The sequence below is a fragment of the Duganella sp. Root1480D1 genome, from assembly GCF_001427305.1.
Classification (GTDB): domain Bacteria; phylum Pseudomonadota; class Gammaproteobacteria; order Burkholderiales; family Burkholderiaceae_D; genus Rugamonas.
Map to the genome: position 1 here is coordinate 115,131 of NZ_LMFZ01000001.1, position 15,097 is coordinate 130,227.

General features: G+C 59.9%; 17 protein-coding genes. 3 read left to right on the plus strand and 14 right to left on the minus strand.

Annotated elements, in window-relative coordinates; all coding sequences use genetic code 11:
* Positions 1 to 5: 5 nt before the first annotated feature.
* The 8 genes from fabF to ASD58_RS00650 form a co-directional block, all read right to left on the minus strand.
* Complete coding sequence (fabF, locus tag ASD58_RS00615) at positions 6 to 1,250, minus strand: beta-ketoacyl-ACP synthase II (protein WP_057259034.1); 1,245 nt, start codon at positions 1,248 to 1,250, stop codon at positions 6 to 8.
* 39 nt (positions 1,251 to 1,289) lie between these two features.
* Positions 1,290 to 1,529 (minus strand): acyl carrier protein, encoded by a 240-nt coding sequence (acpP, locus tag ASD58_RS00620; RefSeq protein ID WP_055936274.1) that lies wholly within the window; start codon positions 1,527 to 1,529, stop codon positions 1,290 to 1,292.
* A 143-nt stretch (positions 1,530 to 1,672) separates the two neighbouring features.
* On the minus strand, positions 1,673 to 2,419 hold the full coding sequence (gene fabG, locus ASD58_RS00625) for a 3-oxoacyl-ACP reductase FabG (RefSeq protein ID WP_057259036.1): 747 nt from the start codon (positions 2,417 to 2,419) through the stop codon (positions 1,673 to 1,675).
* A gap of 13 nt (positions 2,420 to 2,432) precedes the next feature.
* The gene (fabD, locus tag ASD58_RS00630; RefSeq protein WP_057259037.1) at positions 2,433 to 3,374 is read right to left on the minus strand and encodes an ACP S-malonyltransferase; all 942 of its coding nucleotides are present in this window, start codon (positions 3,372 to 3,374) and stop codon (positions 2,433 to 2,435) included.
* Between the two features lie 44 nt (positions 3,375 to 3,418).
* Positions 3,419 to 4,405, minus strand: coding sequence for a beta-ketoacyl-ACP synthase III (locus ASD58_RS00635; protein WP_057259038.1), 987 nt, complete (start codon positions 4,403 to 4,405; stop codon positions 3,419 to 3,421).
* A complete protein-coding gene (gene plsX / locus ASD58_RS00640) occupies positions 4,359 to 5,459 on the minus strand; it encodes a phosphate acyltransferase PlsX (protein ID WP_082565148.1) in 1,101 nt (366 codons plus the stop codon). Before plsX ends, ASD58_RS00635 begins: the two co-directional genes overlap by 47 nt.
* A gap of 86 nt (positions 5,460 to 5,545) precedes the next feature.
* Positions 5,546 to 5,728, minus strand: coding sequence for a 50S ribosomal protein L32 (rpmF, locus tag ASD58_RS00645; protein WP_028104096.1), 183 nt, complete (start codon positions 5,726 to 5,728; stop codon positions 5,546 to 5,548).
* Between the two features lie 142 nt (positions 5,729 to 5,870).
* Positions 5,871 to 6,368, minus strand: coding sequence for a DUF177 domain-containing protein (locus tag ASD58_RS00650; protein ID WP_057259039.1), 498 nt, complete (start codon positions 6,366 to 6,368; stop codon positions 5,871 to 5,873).
* A gap of 117 nt (positions 6,369 to 6,485) precedes the next feature.
* Between ASD58_RS00650 and ASD58_RS00655 the strand changes: the two genes are divergently transcribed.
* Together ASD58_RS00655 and ASD58_RS00660 are read left to right on the plus strand one after the other, a co-directional pair.
* On the plus strand, positions 6,486 to 7,088 hold the full coding sequence (locus ASD58_RS00655) for a Maf-like protein (protein ID WP_057259040.1): 603 nt from the start codon (positions 6,486 to 6,488) through the stop codon (positions 7,086 to 7,088).
* 3 nt (positions 7,089 to 7,091) lie between these two features.
* On the plus strand, positions 7,092 to 7,817 hold the full coding sequence (locus tag ASD58_RS00660) for an SAM-dependent methyltransferase (protein WP_057259041.1): 726 nt from the start codon (positions 7,092 to 7,094) through the stop codon (positions 7,815 to 7,817).
* Position 7,818: 1 nt separating this feature from the next.
* Here ASD58_RS00660 and ASD58_RS00665 read toward each other — a convergent pair whose 3' ends face one another.
* The 5 genes from ASD58_RS00665 to ASD58_RS00685 all read right to left on the minus strand — a co-directional run bounded on the left by ASD58_RS00665 (position 7,819) and on the right by ASD58_RS00685 (position 13,547).
* Complete coding sequence (locus ASD58_RS00665; protein ID WP_057259042.1) at positions 7,819 to 9,087, minus strand: EAL and HDOD domain-containing protein; 1,269 nt, start codon at positions 9,085 to 9,087, stop codon at positions 7,819 to 7,821.
* A gap of 67 nt (positions 9,088 to 9,154) precedes the next feature.
* A complete protein-coding gene (locus tag ASD58_RS00670) occupies positions 9,155 to 10,075 on the minus strand; it encodes a 23S rRNA (adenine(2030)-N(6))-methyltransferase RlmJ (protein WP_057259043.1) in 921 nt (306 codons plus the stop codon).
* Between the two features lie 49 nt (positions 10,076 to 10,124).
* Positions 10,125 to 11,423, minus strand: a complete 1,299-nt coding sequence (gene aceA / locus ASD58_RS00675) for an isocitrate lyase (RefSeq protein WP_057259044.1) — start codon at positions 11,421 to 11,423, stop codon at positions 10,125 to 10,127.
* A 249-nt stretch (positions 11,424 to 11,672) separates the two neighbouring features.
* Positions 11,673 to 12,167, minus strand: coding sequence for a ribonuclease E activity regulator RraA (gene rraA / locus ASD58_RS00680; RefSeq protein ID WP_057259045.1), 495 nt, complete (start codon positions 12,165 to 12,167; stop codon positions 11,673 to 11,675).
* 171 nt (positions 12,168 to 12,338) lie between these two features.
* Positions 12,339 to 13,547 carry an MFS transporter gene (locus tag ASD58_RS00685; RefSeq protein WP_057259047.1) on the minus strand — a complete coding sequence of 403 codons (1,209 nt, stop codon included), beginning with the start codon at positions 13,545 to 13,547 and terminating at the stop codon, positions 12,339 to 12,341.
* 99 nt (positions 13,548 to 13,646) lie between these two features.
* Between ASD58_RS00685 and ASD58_RS00690 the strand changes: the two genes are divergently transcribed.
* Positions 13,647 to 14,441: a helix-turn-helix domain-containing protein gene (locus ASD58_RS00690; protein WP_057259049.1), complete on the plus strand. Its 795-nt coding sequence runs from the start codon at positions 13,647 to 13,649 to the stop codon at positions 14,439 to 14,441.
* 68 nt (positions 14,442 to 14,509) lie between these two features.
* Here ASD58_RS00690 and ASD58_RS00695 read toward each other — a convergent pair whose 3' ends face one another.
* Positions 14,510 to 15,088, minus strand: coding sequence for an HD family hydrolase (locus tag ASD58_RS00695; protein WP_057259051.1), 579 nt, complete (start codon positions 15,086 to 15,088; stop codon positions 14,510 to 14,512).
* Positions 15,089 to 15,097 lie beyond the last annotated feature (9 nt).

Consider the following 15,097-nt stretch of genomic DNA (forward strand, 5'->3'; position numbering starts at 1 on the left):
TCCGTTTAGACTTTAGCGAACAGCAGGCTGCCGTTGGTGCCGCCGAAGCCGAAGGAGTTCTTCAGCGCATAGTTGATCGTGGCGTCACGCGCGGTATTGGCGCAGAAGTCCAGATCGCATGCCGGATCCTGGTTGAACAGGTTGATGGTCGGTGGAATCACCTGGTTGTGGATTGCCAGTACGGTGAACACAGACTCCAGGCCGCCGGCGCCGCCCAGCAAGTGGCCGGTAGCCGACTTGGTGGAGCTGACAACCAGCTTCTTGGCGTGCTCGCCGAAGGTGCGCTTGACACCCTGGACTTCCGCCACGTCGCCTTGCGGGGTCGAGGTGCCGTGTGCATTCACATAGTTCACCTGGTCAGGGTTGATGCCAGCGTTGCGCAGCGCGTTTTGCGCCGACTTGCTGCCACCAGCGCCGTCCTCCAGAGGCGAGGTCATGTGATATGCATCGGCGCTCATGCCAAAGCCCAGCACTTCTGCATAGATCTTGGCGCCGCGCGCTTTCGCGTGTTCGTACTCTTCCAGAACCATGACGCCCGCGCCTTCGCCCAGCACGAAACCGTCGCGGTCCAGGTCCCATGGGCGGGACGCGGTAGCTGGGTCATCGTTGCGCGAGGACAGTGCGCGAGCCGAAGCGAAACCGCCCAGGCCCAATGGCGAAACGGTCGATTCCGCGCCGCCGGCGATCATGACATCCGCATCGCCATACTCGATGGCACGGGCTGCCACGCCGATCGAATGCAGGCCGGTGGTGCAAGCCGTCACGATGGACAGGTTGGGACCGCGCATGCCGTACTTGATCGACAGGTTGCCAGAAATCATATTGATGATCGAGGCCGGCACGAAGAATGGGGAGATACGGCGCGGACCGCGCTTGTCGTAGTCTTCCTTCTGCGATTCAATCATCGGCAAGCCGCCGATGCCGGAACCAATGATCACGCCGATGCGATCGGCATTTTCTTCAGTCACGGTAATGCCGGAATCCTGGATTGCCTGGATGCCAGCGGCCATGCCGAAGTGGATGAATTTATCCATGTGACGCGCTTCTTTGGCGTCGAGGTAGTCCTCGACGTTGAAGCCCTTCACTTCACCCGCGAAACGGGTGGAAAAGGCCGACGCGTCAAAACTAGTAATGTTTGCGATCCCGGACTTGCTCTCGGTGATTGCTTTCCACGCGTCGGCAACGCTGTTGCCGACGGGGGAAATTACACCGAGGCCGGTGACCACTACACGACGGTTTTTAGAACTCAAGCGAGTCTCCCGGAGTGGATCGGAGAGTCAGGGCTTAGATTAGGCCTTGACGTGTGCAGTTGCGTAGTCGATCGCTTGCTGCACGGTGGTGATCTTTTCAGCTTGTTCGTCTGGGATTTCCATTTCGAACTCGTCTTCCAGTGCCATTACCAGCTCAACGGTGTCGAGGGAATCGGCGCCCAGGTCGTCCACGAAGGAGGATTCGGTCTTGATGTCTGCTTCAGCGACGCCCAGTTGTTCAGCGACGATTTTCTTAACGCGTTGTTCGATATCCGACATGTTATGGCTCCAATATGTTGTTACGGAAAGCGCGCATTTTAGCAGGTTTGCGCGCCTATAAACTAATTTCGACGTTTGATTTGATCTACGTTGAAATCACTATTAAATGATGCGATCGTGCGGCATTATGCCGCATAACCGTATCAATTCATATACATACCACCGTTCACGTGGAGGGTGGTACCGGTAATATAAGCGGCTGCTGGCGAAGCCAGGAAAGTGACGGCTGCAGCGATATCTTCCGGCTTGCCCAAGCGGCCCAATGGAATCTGGGTCAGCAGGGCCGTATGTTGGTCTTCGCCCAGCGCTTTGGTCATATCGGTATCGATAAAACCAGGTGCAACGCTGTTGACGGTAATGTTGCGGCTGCCGATTTCACGGGCCAGGGCGCGGGTCATGCCCTCGACGCCCGCCTTGGCGGCAGCGTAATTCATCTGGCCCGGGTTGCCGGCCGATGCCACCACGGAGGTGATGTTAATGATACGCCCAGTCTTCGCTTTCATCATGCCGCGCAGGACTGCGCGGGACAGGCGTCCAACCGAAGTCAGGTTGGTGGCGATCACGTTATCCCATTCCTCATCCTTCATGCGCATGGCCAGCTGGTCCTGCGTGATGCCCGCATTGTTGACCAGGATGCCAACCGCACCATAGGTTTTCGAAATGTCGTCGATGATGGCAGCGCACTGTTCGGCGTTGGTGACATTCAGCACCATGCCCTTGCCTGCTTCGGCGCCGATTTCGGCCAGGTAGGCCGAGATTGCTTCCGCGCCAGCTTCGGTGGTGGCGGTGCCGATCACTTTGGCGCCCTGGCGGGCCAGCTCTTGAGCGATTGCCTTGCCTATGCCGCGCGAAGCGCCGGTCACCAGTGCTACTTGATTAGCGAGAGTCATTGTCATCCTTGTCTTATTTCAGGGTTTCCAGCATGCGCTCGAGCGTGGCCTGGTCGTAGATGGCTTCGCCAACCAGGACCGGATCGATGCGCTTGGCCAGGCCCATCAGGACCTTGCCCGGACCGCATTCAACCACATTCGTGATGCCTTCGGCAGCGACTTTCTGCATGGTTTCCACCCAGCGCACCGGCGAGGCAGCCTGGCGCACCAGCGCATCCTTGATCGAAGCCGGATCGTTCAGCACGGCCACGTCGACGTTATTGATCAGTGGGATTTGCGGCGCGTTGAAATGGATCGACGCCATGTAGTCACGCAAGCGATCCGACGCTGGCTTCAGCAGCGAGCTGTGGAATGGGGCCGATACCGGCAGGCGCATGGCGCGCTTGGCGCCTTTCGCCTTGGCGATTTCGCAAGCCTTGTCGACGGCCGCACTATGCCCTGCAACCACAACTTGTGCCGGCGCATTGTAATTAACAGCTTCCACGATTTCGCCCGGCACGGCGGCAGCCGCTTCGGCGCAGGCCGCGCGCACCTCTTCGTCGGACAAGCCCAGCATCACAGCCATGGTGCCCTGGCCTACTGGCACCGCTTCCTGCATCGCTTGCGCGCGGAAGCGCACCAGGGGCACTGCGTCTTTAAACGAAATCACGCCTGCGGCGACCAGGGCCGAGTACTCGCCCAGCGAGTGGCCGGCAACCACGCTTGGCACCGGGCCGCCAGCAGCGATCCAGGCACGGTAAGCTGCCACGGCAGCGGTCAACATGACCGGCTGGGTGTTGGTGGTCAGGTCGAGTTCTTCTTTCGGGCCTTCGGCAATCAGCTTGCCCAGATCGAATTGCAGTGCATCGGAAGCTTCTGCAATAGTCTGTGCAACCACCGGATTGCCGGCAAAGCCTTCCATCATGCCCACGGCCTGGGAACCCTGGCCAGGGAACACAAATGCGAATTTATTCATCTTTCAACCTTTAGACTTCTTATTCTAAAAAGGACTGCATTTTATTACATCCGCGCCAGGACAGCACCCCAGGTGAAGCCACCGCCCACACCTTCCATCATCACCACATCGCCCTTCTTCACGCGGCCGTCGCGCACAGCGACATCCAGCGCCAGCGGGATCGAGGCAGCCGACGTATTGCCATGCTGGTCAACGGTCACCACCATCTTCTCAGGGTTCATGCCCAGCTTCTTGGCCGTGCCGTTCATGATGCGGATATTGGCCTGGTGCGGGATCAGCCAGTCGATCTGGCCGGAAGTCATGCCTGCCGCATCCAGCGCTTCATAAGCCACCTTCTCCAGCACCGACACTGCCAGCTTGAACACTGCCTGGCCATCCATGTACAGGAAAGCGCTGCCGGCAATCGCGCCATTGGACAGGCTGCCTGGCACGCGCAGCACTTCGGAATGGCGGCCATCGGCATGCAGCTTGCACGCCAGGATGCCTGGCTCTTGCGACGCGCTCATGACAATCGCGCCGGCTCCATCGCCAAACAGCACGCAGGTGGTGCGGTCTTCGAAATTCAGGATGCGCGAGAACACCTCGGCGCCGATCACCAGCACGTTCTTGTGCATGCCGGACTTGATGAAGCTGTCCGCAGTCGCCACCGCGTAGACAAAACCGCTGCACACAGCCTGCACGTCAACCGCCGCGCAATTATTGCTCATCCCCAGCTTCTTCTGCACGATGCATGCCGTGCTCGGGAAGCTGCCGTAAAAATCAGGTGTGGAACTGGCGACGATGATCAGGTCGATATCGTCCGGCTGCATGCCGGCCATTTCCAGCGCGCGCTTGGCAGCCATCACGCCCAGGTCGGACGAAGCCTGCTCCGGCTCCGCGTAGTGGCGGGCGGAAATGCCGCTGCGCGACACAATCCACTCGTCCGAAGTCTCGATGCCTTTGGCGGCCAGTTGGGCTGCCAGCTCATGGTTGGTGACGCGTTTCTCAGGCAGGTAGCTGCCCGTGCCTACGATCTTGCTGTACAGGGTCATGCGTGTCTCTCGTTTGTGTAGTCGTCTCTTCCTGCGGCATCAGTTCGGCAATCATGGCCGACAGATGCTCTTGCAAATCATGATGCGCCGCCTCGTAAGCGCGGCGGATTGCCCATTCAAAGGCTTCCACGCCTGCCCCGCCATGGCTCTTGAAGACCAGGCCGCGCAGGCCCAGCAGGCCGGCGCCGTTATAGCGTGCAGGATTCAGGCGTTGGGTGATCATGCGCAGCGCACCGCGCGCAATCAACGCACCCAATATGGTAATTGGGTTGCGCTTGAATTCTTCGGTCAGCACCACCTTGAACAAGTTCGCCAGGCCTTCCACGGCCTTCAGCGTCACATTGCCGACAAAGCCGTCGCAGACGACGATGTCGGTGGTGCCTTTGAAAATATCGTTCCCTTCCACGTTGCCGTAGAAGTTCAAGGCGCCGCGCTCGTGGTCGGCGCGCAGCAAGGCGGCCGTGGCTTTCACCACCTCGTTGCCTTTAATGTCTTCCGTGCCTACGTTCAGCAAACCGATGGTCGGGCGCTCAATGCCCTCCATTGCCTGCACCAGCACATAACCCATGATAGCGAATTGGTGCAGGTGGTGCGGTTCGCAATCCACGTTGGCGCCCAGGTCCAGCATATAGGTTGGCTTGCCCAGCTTGTTGGGCATGATGGTGCAGATGGCAGGACGGTCGACGCCGGCCATGGTCTTCAGCACATAGCGCGAAACGGCCATCAGGGCACCGGTATTGCCTGCGGAAACGCAGCCGGCCACGGCGCCGCTCTTGACCTGCTCAATAGCCACGCGCATCGACGAATCCTTCTTGCGGCGCAAAGCGACCTCGAGCGGATCATCCATGGTGACCTGTTCGGAAGCGTGAAGGATGCTCAGGCGCGGTTCGGCCTCGGCGTGGTGTTTCTTCAATTCAGCGCGCAGGACGTCTTCCAGGCCCACAAGGACCAGCTCGGCGTTCGGTTCGTGCTTGAGGAATGAGATTGCTGCGGGGATCGTGACTGAGGGGCCGTGATCGCCACCCATGCAGTCGATAGAGATTTTGATTATCATTGTATAACTCAAAGAAAAAGCGGCGCAACGTCAGAAAATCCTGCGTAGCACCGCTTTGTCTTGTAGCCGAAGGCAAAAAACGTCGATTACTCGTCGTTCTTGGTCTTCAGCACTTTGCGACCACGATAGAAGCCGTTAGGCGAAATGTGGTGACGCAGGTGGGTTTCACCGGTGGTTGGCTCAACGGCCAGGTTCGGTGCTACCAGAAAATCGTGCGAACGGTGCATGCCGCGCTTCGACGGGGATTTCTTGTTCTGTTGAACAGCCATGATGACTCCTAATACTAAAGTTCTAAGATTTTAACACATCCGATGCGCAAAAACATGCGAATCGAGCTTTTACATCCATGCCAAACTCGATTACTGCACGCGTTTTGACACGTTCTTTGCTACTACAAACTGATTAATTCGTTTAATTTGCCTTCAAGCCCTTGAGGCTTGCGAAAGGCGAAGGCTTCTCATTCTTCGCAGAGTCGACCAGCGAGGCATCTGGACACACCTCGTGCTTCGGCGCTTGCGGCAAGGCCAGCAGGGCCTCATCCTCAACCAGGTCCATGAGATTCATGGCACGGGCACCGACGATGACGTCGATGCTTTCATCGTCAATGATTTCTTCGATCTCGTCCGCATCCGCATCGTCTTTGCCGAGCATCAGGAGCGTCGACGAATCGATTTCATAATCAAACGGGGTCAGGCAGCGCTGGCACACCAGTTGCACCTTGCCGGCAACGGTCAGGCGCATCTGCGGGAAGCCCTGTTTGCTGGAACCGCCCTCCACTTTCCAGGTCAACTCACCGGAATTGTTAGCGCATTCCTTGCTAAGCCGGGTCATTTCAGCGACGGGCGTTACCCCTTCCTTGCTGCTGTTGGTCCGACAAAATTCAAAGGCGTCGATCTCAAAAGCATTCATTGGCTAAAATTTCCCTCGAAAACCTGCGATAATAACAGGATTTTCCACGCCACGTCAAAGACTTGCGAGACTTTTCGCGCTTTTTCTACGGCGCAGAGAGCATATAACATTTCCCTGATGAAAACAACCAACATCATCCTTGCCTCCAGCTCGGCCTATCGCCGGGAGCTGTTGTCGCGCCTGCATTTGCCGTTTTCGGTCGACGTGCCGGATATCGATGAAAGCCCGCGCGCAGGCGAAACGCCTTCCGCCACCGCCTTGCGCCTGGCCCGCGAAAAGGCCGCTGCAGTTGCTGCCCGCCATCCTGGCGCACTGGTGATCGGCTCCGACCAGGTCGCCACACTGGACGACGAGCAAATCGGCAAACCTGGCAATCATGCCAATGCCCTTGCCCAATTGCAGAAAATGCGCGGCCGCGAGGTGGTATTTCATACGGCGCTGTGCCTGTGGGATGGGCGCAACAATACGCACCAGCTCGAAGATATCCAGACCGTGGTCAAGTTCCGTGACCTGCCGGATGAAGAGCTGGATGCCTACTTGCGCATCGAGCAGCCCTATGACTGTGCCGGAAGCGCGAAAAATGAGGCGCTGGGGATTGCGATCCTCGAGCGCATTGATTCCAGCGACCCGACTGCCCTTACCGGCTTGCCGCTGATTGCATTGACCGGCATGCTGCGCAGCGCGGGGGTCAGTTTCTTCCAAACCGGTTTACAAGTTTAAAAAATGAACGGCACCCTCTACCTCATCCCCAACACCCTCGGCCCAACCGACTCCCTGGACCAGGTCATCCCCCAGCATGTGCAGCAACTTACCAGTCAGCTCGGGCACTTTGTCGCCGAAAACGCCAAGACCGCGCGCGCCTTCCTGAAGCAAGTCGGCACCGCCAAGCCGATCCAGGAAATCGCGATCAGCGAACTGAACATCAACACGCCGCCAGCCGCGCTGCAAGCCCTGCTCGATCCCCTGAAAGCCGGCCACGACGTCGGCCTGCTTTCCGAAGCCGGCGTCCCGGCCGTGGCCGACCCCGGCGCCGACCTGGTCCGCCTGGCCCACGCCCACAATATCCCCGTGCGCCCGCTGGTCGGCCCCTCCTCCATCCTGATGTCCGTGATGGCCAGCGGCCTGAACGGCCAAAGCTTCGCCTTCAACGGCTACCTGCCGACCGACGCAGCCCAACGCGCCAAGCGCCTGAAAGAACTGGAAACCCGCTCGCGCCAGGAAAAGCAAACCCAGCTGTTCATCGAAACGCCCTACCGCAACGCCGCCATGCTGGAAGCGCTGGTCAGCGCATGCAACGGCAGCACGCTGATCTGCGTGGCCACCGACATCAGCCTGCCAACGGAAACGATCCGCACCCGCACGGGTGCGCAATGGAAAGGCCTGCTCGACGCCGGCAAGGCGCCGGACTTCCACAAGAAGCCAACCGTCTTCCTGCTACTGGCCCAATAAGTTATCGAACCGAGTGGGCATACTCATTCACCCACTCGAACGCCTCGCGCTGTAACGCATACAGCGCCGACGGCGGCAGGTCCAGCTTGTGAAGGATGCCGGTCAGCTCCTGCCCCTCCTGCGCCCGCTCGATGAGCTCGATCAGGCGCAACGCCAGGCCCAGCTCGCCTTCGCGATGCAGCAAGGCATCGCGCACCTCGTCCAGCACATTGACGCTGTCGAGGATTTCCCCCATGCGTACCGAAAACAGTGCATCCATCAGCGACATGATGCCGACGGTGAAGCCGATATCGGCCGCCACCTTCTCGGAGGGCCGCGTATGCCCCATCACCAGCTCCATGGTCTTGCCACGCGTAGTTGCCATCTGCAACAGCGGCGAATCGAACTCCGAACCTTTCACGTACAGCAGGATCTGCAGCCAGCGCTGCAACTGCCGCCGCCCCAGCACAATCAGCGCATGCCCGACCGAATTGATGCGGAAGCGCGCCCCCACCGCAGGCGTATTCACCAGCCGCAGCAGGTTCAGGGAAATCAGGGGATCATGCTTGACGCTGCGCTCCACCTCGCGCTGGTCGGCATCCTGGTTCAGCAAGTCCAGCAAGTGCATGATGGAGAGCTGGGATGGCGTGATCTTCTTGCCGCTCAGGATCACCGGCCGCGCAAAATAATAGCCCTGGAAGTACTCGAAACCCAGCTCCATGCATTCGCGGAACTCCTCGACCGTTTCGACCTTCTCGGCCAGCAGCTTCTGGTTCGGGTTGCGCAGGTAGCGCGCCAGTTCCGGCAAGCGGCCGCGCTCGATCTGCTTGATGTCGACCTTGATCACATCCATCAGCGGACGCAGGGCCGTCACGGCCTCGCTCTCGCCCGCCACATCGTCCAGGGCGAACTTGTAGCCGGCCTGCTTCAATTCCTGCACCCGCCGCAGCACGTCCGGCGTCGGCTCCACCGATTCCAGCACTTCGAGTATCACCTTATCGTTCGGCAGGAAGTGAATGAAATCACTCATCAGCCCCGTCGTATCGACATTGACGAAGGCAAGCTGGTCGCCCACGACCTGCTCCATGCCCAGCTCGGAAGCATGGGCAATCACGGAAGCAGTCGCATGGGTACCGTCCGTCACACGGGCTTCGTGGACTTCGGCATTTCGATAGAGCAGCTCGTAGGCCACGAGCCGCTGGCTGCGGTTGAGGATGGGTTGCCGTGCCAAGAAGAACTGATTGGCATACGGCATTGGGATCTGCACTTCACTTTCAACCACGGCTGTCATGGGTTTCCCCATTGCTAAGACTCATGGTTACAAGACTATACCCATTAGTGCAGTCTTGGCAACATTTTTATGCGGTGCGCGGCGCAGCTTTCTTGGCTGTGGCCGCTTCACCACTCTCCAGCGTGAACTGGGCGCCCGCATCGCGGCCCAGAACCTGGACCAGGTAAGGCATCACCTGGCGCAGCATCGGCTCCAGCGTGTACGGAGGATTCAGCAGGAACATGCCGCTGGTGTGCAGCGCAATACCGTCCGGCGTCGGAGTGCTGATGCACAGCGTGACATTCAGCCAGCTCTTGGCCGGCAAGTGCTTCAGGCGCTCGGCAAAGTTGCGCGCTTCGATGCGCTGCAGCACCGGATACCAGACGGCGTAAGTGCCGGTCGGGAAGCGCTTCAACGCGTCGTTCAACATATCGGTGACCTTCTTGTAGTCCTGCTTGTCCTCATAAGGAGGATCGCACAGCACGACACCGCGGCGCGAAGGCGGCGGCAGCAGCGCTTTCACGCCGAAGAAGCCATCGGCCTTGTTGACGATCACGCGCTTGCCGCGCGCCGCCGGGCGACGGCCGTTGGCGGCCTGGTGCTGCTCGAGTTTGTGGAAATTGTCGGCAAGGATCTTGGCATCCGACGGGTGCAACTCGAACAGGCGCAAGCGATCCTCTTCACGCGCCACAATCTCGGCGCAATACGGCGAACCCGGGTAGAAGCGCAGCTTGCCGCTCGGGTTCAGGTCCTTGATCAATTGAACGTAGTCAGCCAAAGGCTCCGGCAGGTCATCACGGTCCCACAACGGGCCAATGCCGGTTTCGAATTCAGCGGTCTTGGTGGCTTGCGCGCTATCGAGCGAGTAGACGCCGGCACCGGCATGGGTGTCGATATAAGTGTAAGGGACGTCCTTCTGGTTCAGGTATTCGAGGACCTGGACCAGGACAAAGTGCTTGAGGACGTCGGCGTGATTGCCGGCATGGAACGCGTGGCGGTAACTGAACATGGATAAGGCAGATTATTGAATCAATCTGCCATTATCTCATGCGAAAGACTCAGGCGACCTTCTTCGAATCGAAGAACTGCTCGTCTTCGGTTGAACCATGCAGCGCCGTAGTGGAACTCTGGCCCTGCTGGATGGCCTGGGTCACGGCGTCAAAGTAGCCGGTACCGACTTCACGCTGGTGCTTGACGGCGGTGAAGCCCTTGGCCGCAGCTGCGAACTCGGCTTCCTGCAATTCCACGAAGGCCGACATCTGGCGGCGCGCATAGCCGTGCGCCAGGTCGAACATGCCGTAGTTCAGCGAATGGAAGCCAGCCAGCGTGATGAACTGGAATTTATAGCCCATCGCCCCCAGCTCTTTCTGGAACTTGGCGATGGTCGCATCGTCCAGGTTCTTTTTCCAGTTGAAGGAAGGCGAGCAGTTATAGGCCAGCATCTTGCCAGGGAACTTGGCATGGACCGCTTCGGCAAAGGCCTTGGCAAACGCCAGGTCAGGCTTGCCGGTTTCGCACCACACCAGGTCGGCGTATGGCGCATAGGCCAGCGCGCGGGAGATCGACTGCTCAAGGCCGTTGCGAACCTTATAGAAGCCTTCCACGGTGCGCTCGCCGGTGCAGAAAGGCTTGTCGTTATCGTCCACGTCGGAGGTCAGCAAGTCTGCTGCCTCGGCGTCGGTACGCGCAATCACCAGGGTTGAAGTGCCCATCACGTCGGCCGCCAGGCGGGCAGCAGTCAGCTTTTCGACGGCTTCGCGGGTTGGCACCAGCACCTTGCCGCCCATATGGCCGCACTTCTTCACGGAAGCCAGTTGATCTTCAAAGTGCACGCCCGAAGCGCCGGCCTCGATCATGGCCTTCATCAGCTCGAAGGCATTCAGCACGCCGCCGAAACCGGCTTCCGCATCCGCCACGATGGGCGCGAAGAAATCGATATCGTCCTTGCCTTCCGACCACTGGATCTGGTCGGCACGCTGGAAAGTGTTGTTGATGCGGCGGACCACCATCGGCACCGAATTGGCCGGATACAGAGACTGGTCCGGGTACATCTCGCCCGCCAGGTTGGCATCGCCCGCTACCTGCCAGCCGGACAGGTAAATCGCCTTCAGGCCGGCCTTCACCTGCTGCATGGCCTGGTTGCCGGTCAGGGCGCCAAGCGCATTGACAAAGGGCTCATTGTTCACCAGGTCCCACAACTTTTCCGCACCGCGCTTGGCGAGCGTATGTTCGATGGCCAGCGAGCCGCGCAGGCGCACCACGTCTTCGGCGGTGTAAGTGCGGGTGACGCCTTTCCAGCGTGGGTTGCTATCCCAGTCGTGCTGCAGGGTTGCGATTTGTTCGGCGCGGGTTGCCATGATGATCTCCTACGTAAAGCGTTAGAAAACGAAAACCGTTAGAGATATCTTAGGCTTGATTGCTCTGGTGCAGCACGTCTTATATAAGACATATGAGCAGCAATTATTCTTGCTAAATCATAAGCTTAAGGTGAGCATTCCATGATGCGGAACAACATTTCTCCTTTCGAGAGAAACAAGGTTCGTTGAATTGATGCACTTTCCATCGCATGAAATGGCGGTTTCACATCGTGGAAAGTGGCAGGAAAATCAGGCGAGCTTCTGCCTCGCCACCAGCACGCCATCGACATCGGCGTAGATCCAGTCCCCCGGACGGACAGTAACGCCAGCGATTTGCACGTTCACATCGCGCTTGCCAACGCCATCGCGCGCACTGCGCTGTGGATGCGTGGCCAAGGCCATGATGCCGACATCGCATTCCGCCAATTCCGCGCTATCGCGCACGCAACCGTCGACGATCACGCCGGCCCAGCCATTATTCTGGGCCAGCAAGCCAAGCTGGCCGCCGACCAGCGCCCGGCGCAAGCTGCCGCCGCCATCGACCACCAGCACTTTGCCCTCGCCCTGGGTTTCCAGAGTTGCGCGCACCAGCGCATTATCTTCATGCACTTTCAGCGTCGCCGCCGGCCCGGCAAACTGGGCCCGTTTGCCGAAGTGGCGAAAGAACGGCGACAGCGCTTGCAGGCTACCGTCTTCCAGCATTCCAGGATTGTCATCACACAGGTCAGTCGTAGCAAAACTCATGGCGTTTCTCCAAAAAAATTCGGGGTCAGGTCTGTCATTCGGACACCGACACAATATCTTTGATCTAGCTCAATACGCAAATTCGGCCGATTTTGCGTATTGAGCTAAATCAAAGGATTGCGTTAGCTGTCCAAATGACAGACCTGACCCCGAATTTTTGACCCCGAATTTTCAGGCGGCGGCGCTGGCGGTGGCGCGGGTGCGGCTGCCGACACCGGTGGCAGTGGCAATTGCGAGCAGCAGGAAGAAGGCGATGCCGGCGAAGACGAACTGCGGTTTGCCGGCGTCCATCATCAGGCCGAACAGTAACGGGCCTACCGACAGGCCGCTGTCCAGGCCGGAATACACCACGCCATACACGCGGCCCGTGGCATTCTTCGGCGCGGCGGCGCGGATCATCAAGTCCCGCGATGGGCCCGCAATGCCGGAGAAGAAGCCGACCAGCGCCATCAGCACCAACGCCCCCCAGGCCGGCACCACCGCCAGACCAAGCAGCAAGGCCAGCACGGCAGCCAGCGCGAAAGCAGCAGCAATCGTGCGGTCGTGATTCTTGCGCCCGGCGCCGAGGAAGCCGCCCAGCATCATGCCCACCGCGGATGCCAGCATGTACGCGGTGAACGCGCTGATTGCCATCGCCAGCGACATGCCGTACAGCTTGACCAGGCCGGTCGAGGCGAAACTCTGGATACCTCCCAGCGCCAGCGCCGTCAGGAAAAAGAAGCCAAAGCACATCCACACCGACGGCAGGCGCAGGAAATCAAACGAGCCGCCCTGCCGCACATCGGCGCCATGCTGGACGATCGGATCGGGACGCAGCGCTTCGCGGTTCCACCACAGGATCGCCAGCACAATCGCCGGCAGCGCGGCTGCCGACAGCAAGGCCGTGCGCCAATCGGTGGCCGTCGCCACGCCGGTCAGGAACAGCGGCGCGGCGGCCCAGCCAATGCTGCCGCTGATGCCGTGCACCGAAAAGCCGTGCGCCAGCCGGTCGCGCGATACGCGCTGGTTGAGGATCGTATAGTCCGCCGGGTGGAAGATGCTGTTTCCCATCCCGGCCATCAGCGCGCCCACCATGAGACCGGCATAGTTCTGGGCATTCGACAGCACCAGCGCCGATACGCCCAGCATCGCCATGCCCGAAAACAGCACGCGGCGCGCGCCAACCCGGTCCACAACGAAACCGGCCAGCGCCTGGCCAATGCCGGAAACGACAAAGAACGCCGTCATCAGCAGTGCCAGCTCGGAGTAGCTTAAGCCGAAAGCCGTCTTCAGCCAGGGAAAGAGCGCGGCCAGGATCAGGTGGTAGAAGTGCGAGACGCCATGCGCCAGCCCGACCAGGCCGATCACGCGGGCATCGGTGCGTAAGGTTTGATTATCCATTGCCTGCCTCATTCGTATAAAGAATGGAAACATTTTAGGAAAACCCGGCGCGTCTGTTTTGAGCTAGGATGACATCATTTATCGCAAAACTGCCATCCCATGCCAGTCCAGATCGTTACCCACACGGGGCCGCACGAAAGCCGCCGCGAACCGACCGACGTGCAGCCAGTCACCATGATTGCACGCGACCTGGTCAGCGAGCGTTCCCTGCAGGCGCATACCCACGATTGCGCCCAGCTGACCCTGGCACTGGAAGGCGTAATCCGCTTGAACGCGATGGACAGTAGCTGGATCGTGCCGCCGCAGCGCGCAATCTGGACCGCGGCCAATGTCGAGCATTCCCTGAGCGTGATCGAGACCGCGCGCTTGCGGCCGGTCTACGTCGTATCGTCTTTCGATCCCTTCCCTGGCGAGCCATGCAAGGTACTGGAAGTTTCACCGCTGCTGCGCGAACTGGTCATGGCGCTGGAGCAGGAAGACCCCGCACTGCCAACGCGCCGCTCGCAATTGATCAGCGACCTGATCCTCGATGAATTGCCGCACCTGGCCACCCGTCCAATCCGCGTCCCCATGCCGCGCGATAAACGCTTGAAGAGCCTGTGCGACGCCTTGCTCGCCGATCCGGGCGCGACGCAAACGCTGGAGGAATGGGCTGGCAAAGCCGGCGCTTCCGAACGCACGCTGGCGCGCCTGTTTGAAAAAGAACTGGGCATGAGCTTCGGCCAGTGGCGCCAGCAAGCGCGGCTGGCGCACGCGGCGCCGATGATTTCCAGCGGCATGCCCCTGTCGCAAGTAGCCGATGCGCTCGGCTACTCCAGCCAGTCCGCCTTTACCGCCATGTTCCGCAAGACCTTCGGCTGCCCACCAACCGCCTTCTTCAACACCCGCATCTGATGTAGATCAAACCCGCGATTGATTGCCGCTCGGCCGCGCTTGCCTGCCGGCGTTCGCGCTGCCTACACTCATTTGGGAGGCGCGGCCTGGTGGCGCTGCATTGTTTCGGCGTCGAGCATTTCGCGCAGCCTCACAAATAATGGTGCCGTGGCAGTGTGCTTGCGGCCGTACCCCAGGTTGAAGGCATAGTCGAAATCGGGCGGATTATCGCCCTGGTTGTGCTGGAGAATGGTTTCCAGCTTGTCGAAGGCTTTCACGGCCTGGGCTTCTGGCGTGGCGGCGGCTTCGTACTCGTCCCAGAGGGCGATGATTTCCGCGCGCAGTGGCGGGTCGAGTTCGCACGTCAGGGTATGCAGGTCTTCGCGCTCCTGCGCGGACTTGCCGGGATGGGCGTGCTGGTGGATGGCGGGGATGTCGCCATGGATTGCTTCGCCGAGGTCGTGCACGATGCACAGCTTCAACAGGCGGGCCAGGTCCAGGCTGGGCAATTCGTCGGCGAACACCAGCGCCATCAGCGCCAGCCGCCAGCTATGCTCGGCGGTGCTTTCCGGCCGTCCGGTCGAGGTAAAACCACTGCGCAGGACGCTCTTCAGCCGCTCCGCTTCGCGCAGGAACTCCAGCCGGCCCGCCAACGTTGACTCATTCATGCAGTGCTC

Coding starts and splice junctions, on each gene's coding strand:
- ASD58_RS00690 (WP_057259049.1), top strand. CDS start 13,647: ATGCCAGTCCAGATCGTTACCCACACGGGGCCGCACGAAAGCCGCCGC.
- ASD58_RS00670 (WP_057259043.1), bottom strand. CDS start 10,075: ATGTTCAGTTACCGCCACGCGTTCCATGCCGGCAATCACGCCGACGTC.
- ASD58_RS00665 (WP_057259042.1), bottom strand. CDS start 9,087: ATGACAGCCGTGGTTGAAAGTGAAGTGCAGATCCCAATGCCGTATGCC.
- plsX (WP_082565148.1), bottom strand. CDS start 5,459: ATGATAATCAAAATCTCTATCGACTGCATGGGTGGCGATCACGGCCCC.
- ASD58_RS00685 (WP_057259047.1), bottom strand. CDS start 13,547: ATGGATAATCAAACCTTACGCACCGATGCCCGCGTGATCGGCCTGGTC.
- fabD (WP_057259037.1), bottom strand. CDS start 3,374: ATGAATAAATTCGCATTTGTGTTCCCTGGCCAGGGTTCCCAGGCCGTG.
- rraA (WP_057259045.1), bottom strand. CDS start 12,167: ATGAGTTTTGCTACGACTGACCTGTGTGATGACAATCCTGGAATGCTG.
- ASD58_RS00655 (WP_057259040.1), top strand. CDS start 6,486: ATGAAAACAACCAACATCATCCTTGCCTCCAGCTCGGCCTATCGCCGG.
- rpmF (WP_028104096.1), bottom strand. CDS start 5,728: ATGGCTGTTCAACAGAACAAGAAATCCCCGTCGAAGCGCGGCATGCAC.
- ASD58_RS00635 (WP_057259038.1), bottom strand. CDS start 4,405: ATGACCCTGTACAGCAAGATCGTAGGCACGGGCAGCTACCTGCCTGAG.
- aceA (WP_057259044.1), bottom strand. CDS start 11,423: ATGGCAACCCGCGCCGAACAAATCGCAACCCTGCAGCACGACTGGGAT.
- acpP (WP_055936274.1), bottom strand. CDS start 1,529: ATGTCGGATATCGAACAACGCGTTAAGAAAATCGTCGCTGAACAACTG.
- ASD58_RS00660 (WP_057259041.1), top strand. CDS start 7,092: ATGAACGGCACCCTCTACCTCATCCCCAACACCCTCGGCCCAACCGAC.
- ASD58_RS00695 (WP_057259051.1), bottom strand. CDS start 15,088: ATGAATGAGTCAACGTTGGCGGGCCGGCTGGAGTTCCTGCGCGAAGCG.
- ASD58_RS00650 (WP_057259039.1), bottom strand. CDS start 6,368: ATGAATGCTTTTGAGATCGACGCCTTTGAATTTTGTCGGACCAACAGC.
- fabG (WP_057259036.1), bottom strand. CDS start 2,419: ATGACTCTCGCTAATCAAGTAGCACTGGTGACCGGCGCTTCGCGCGGC.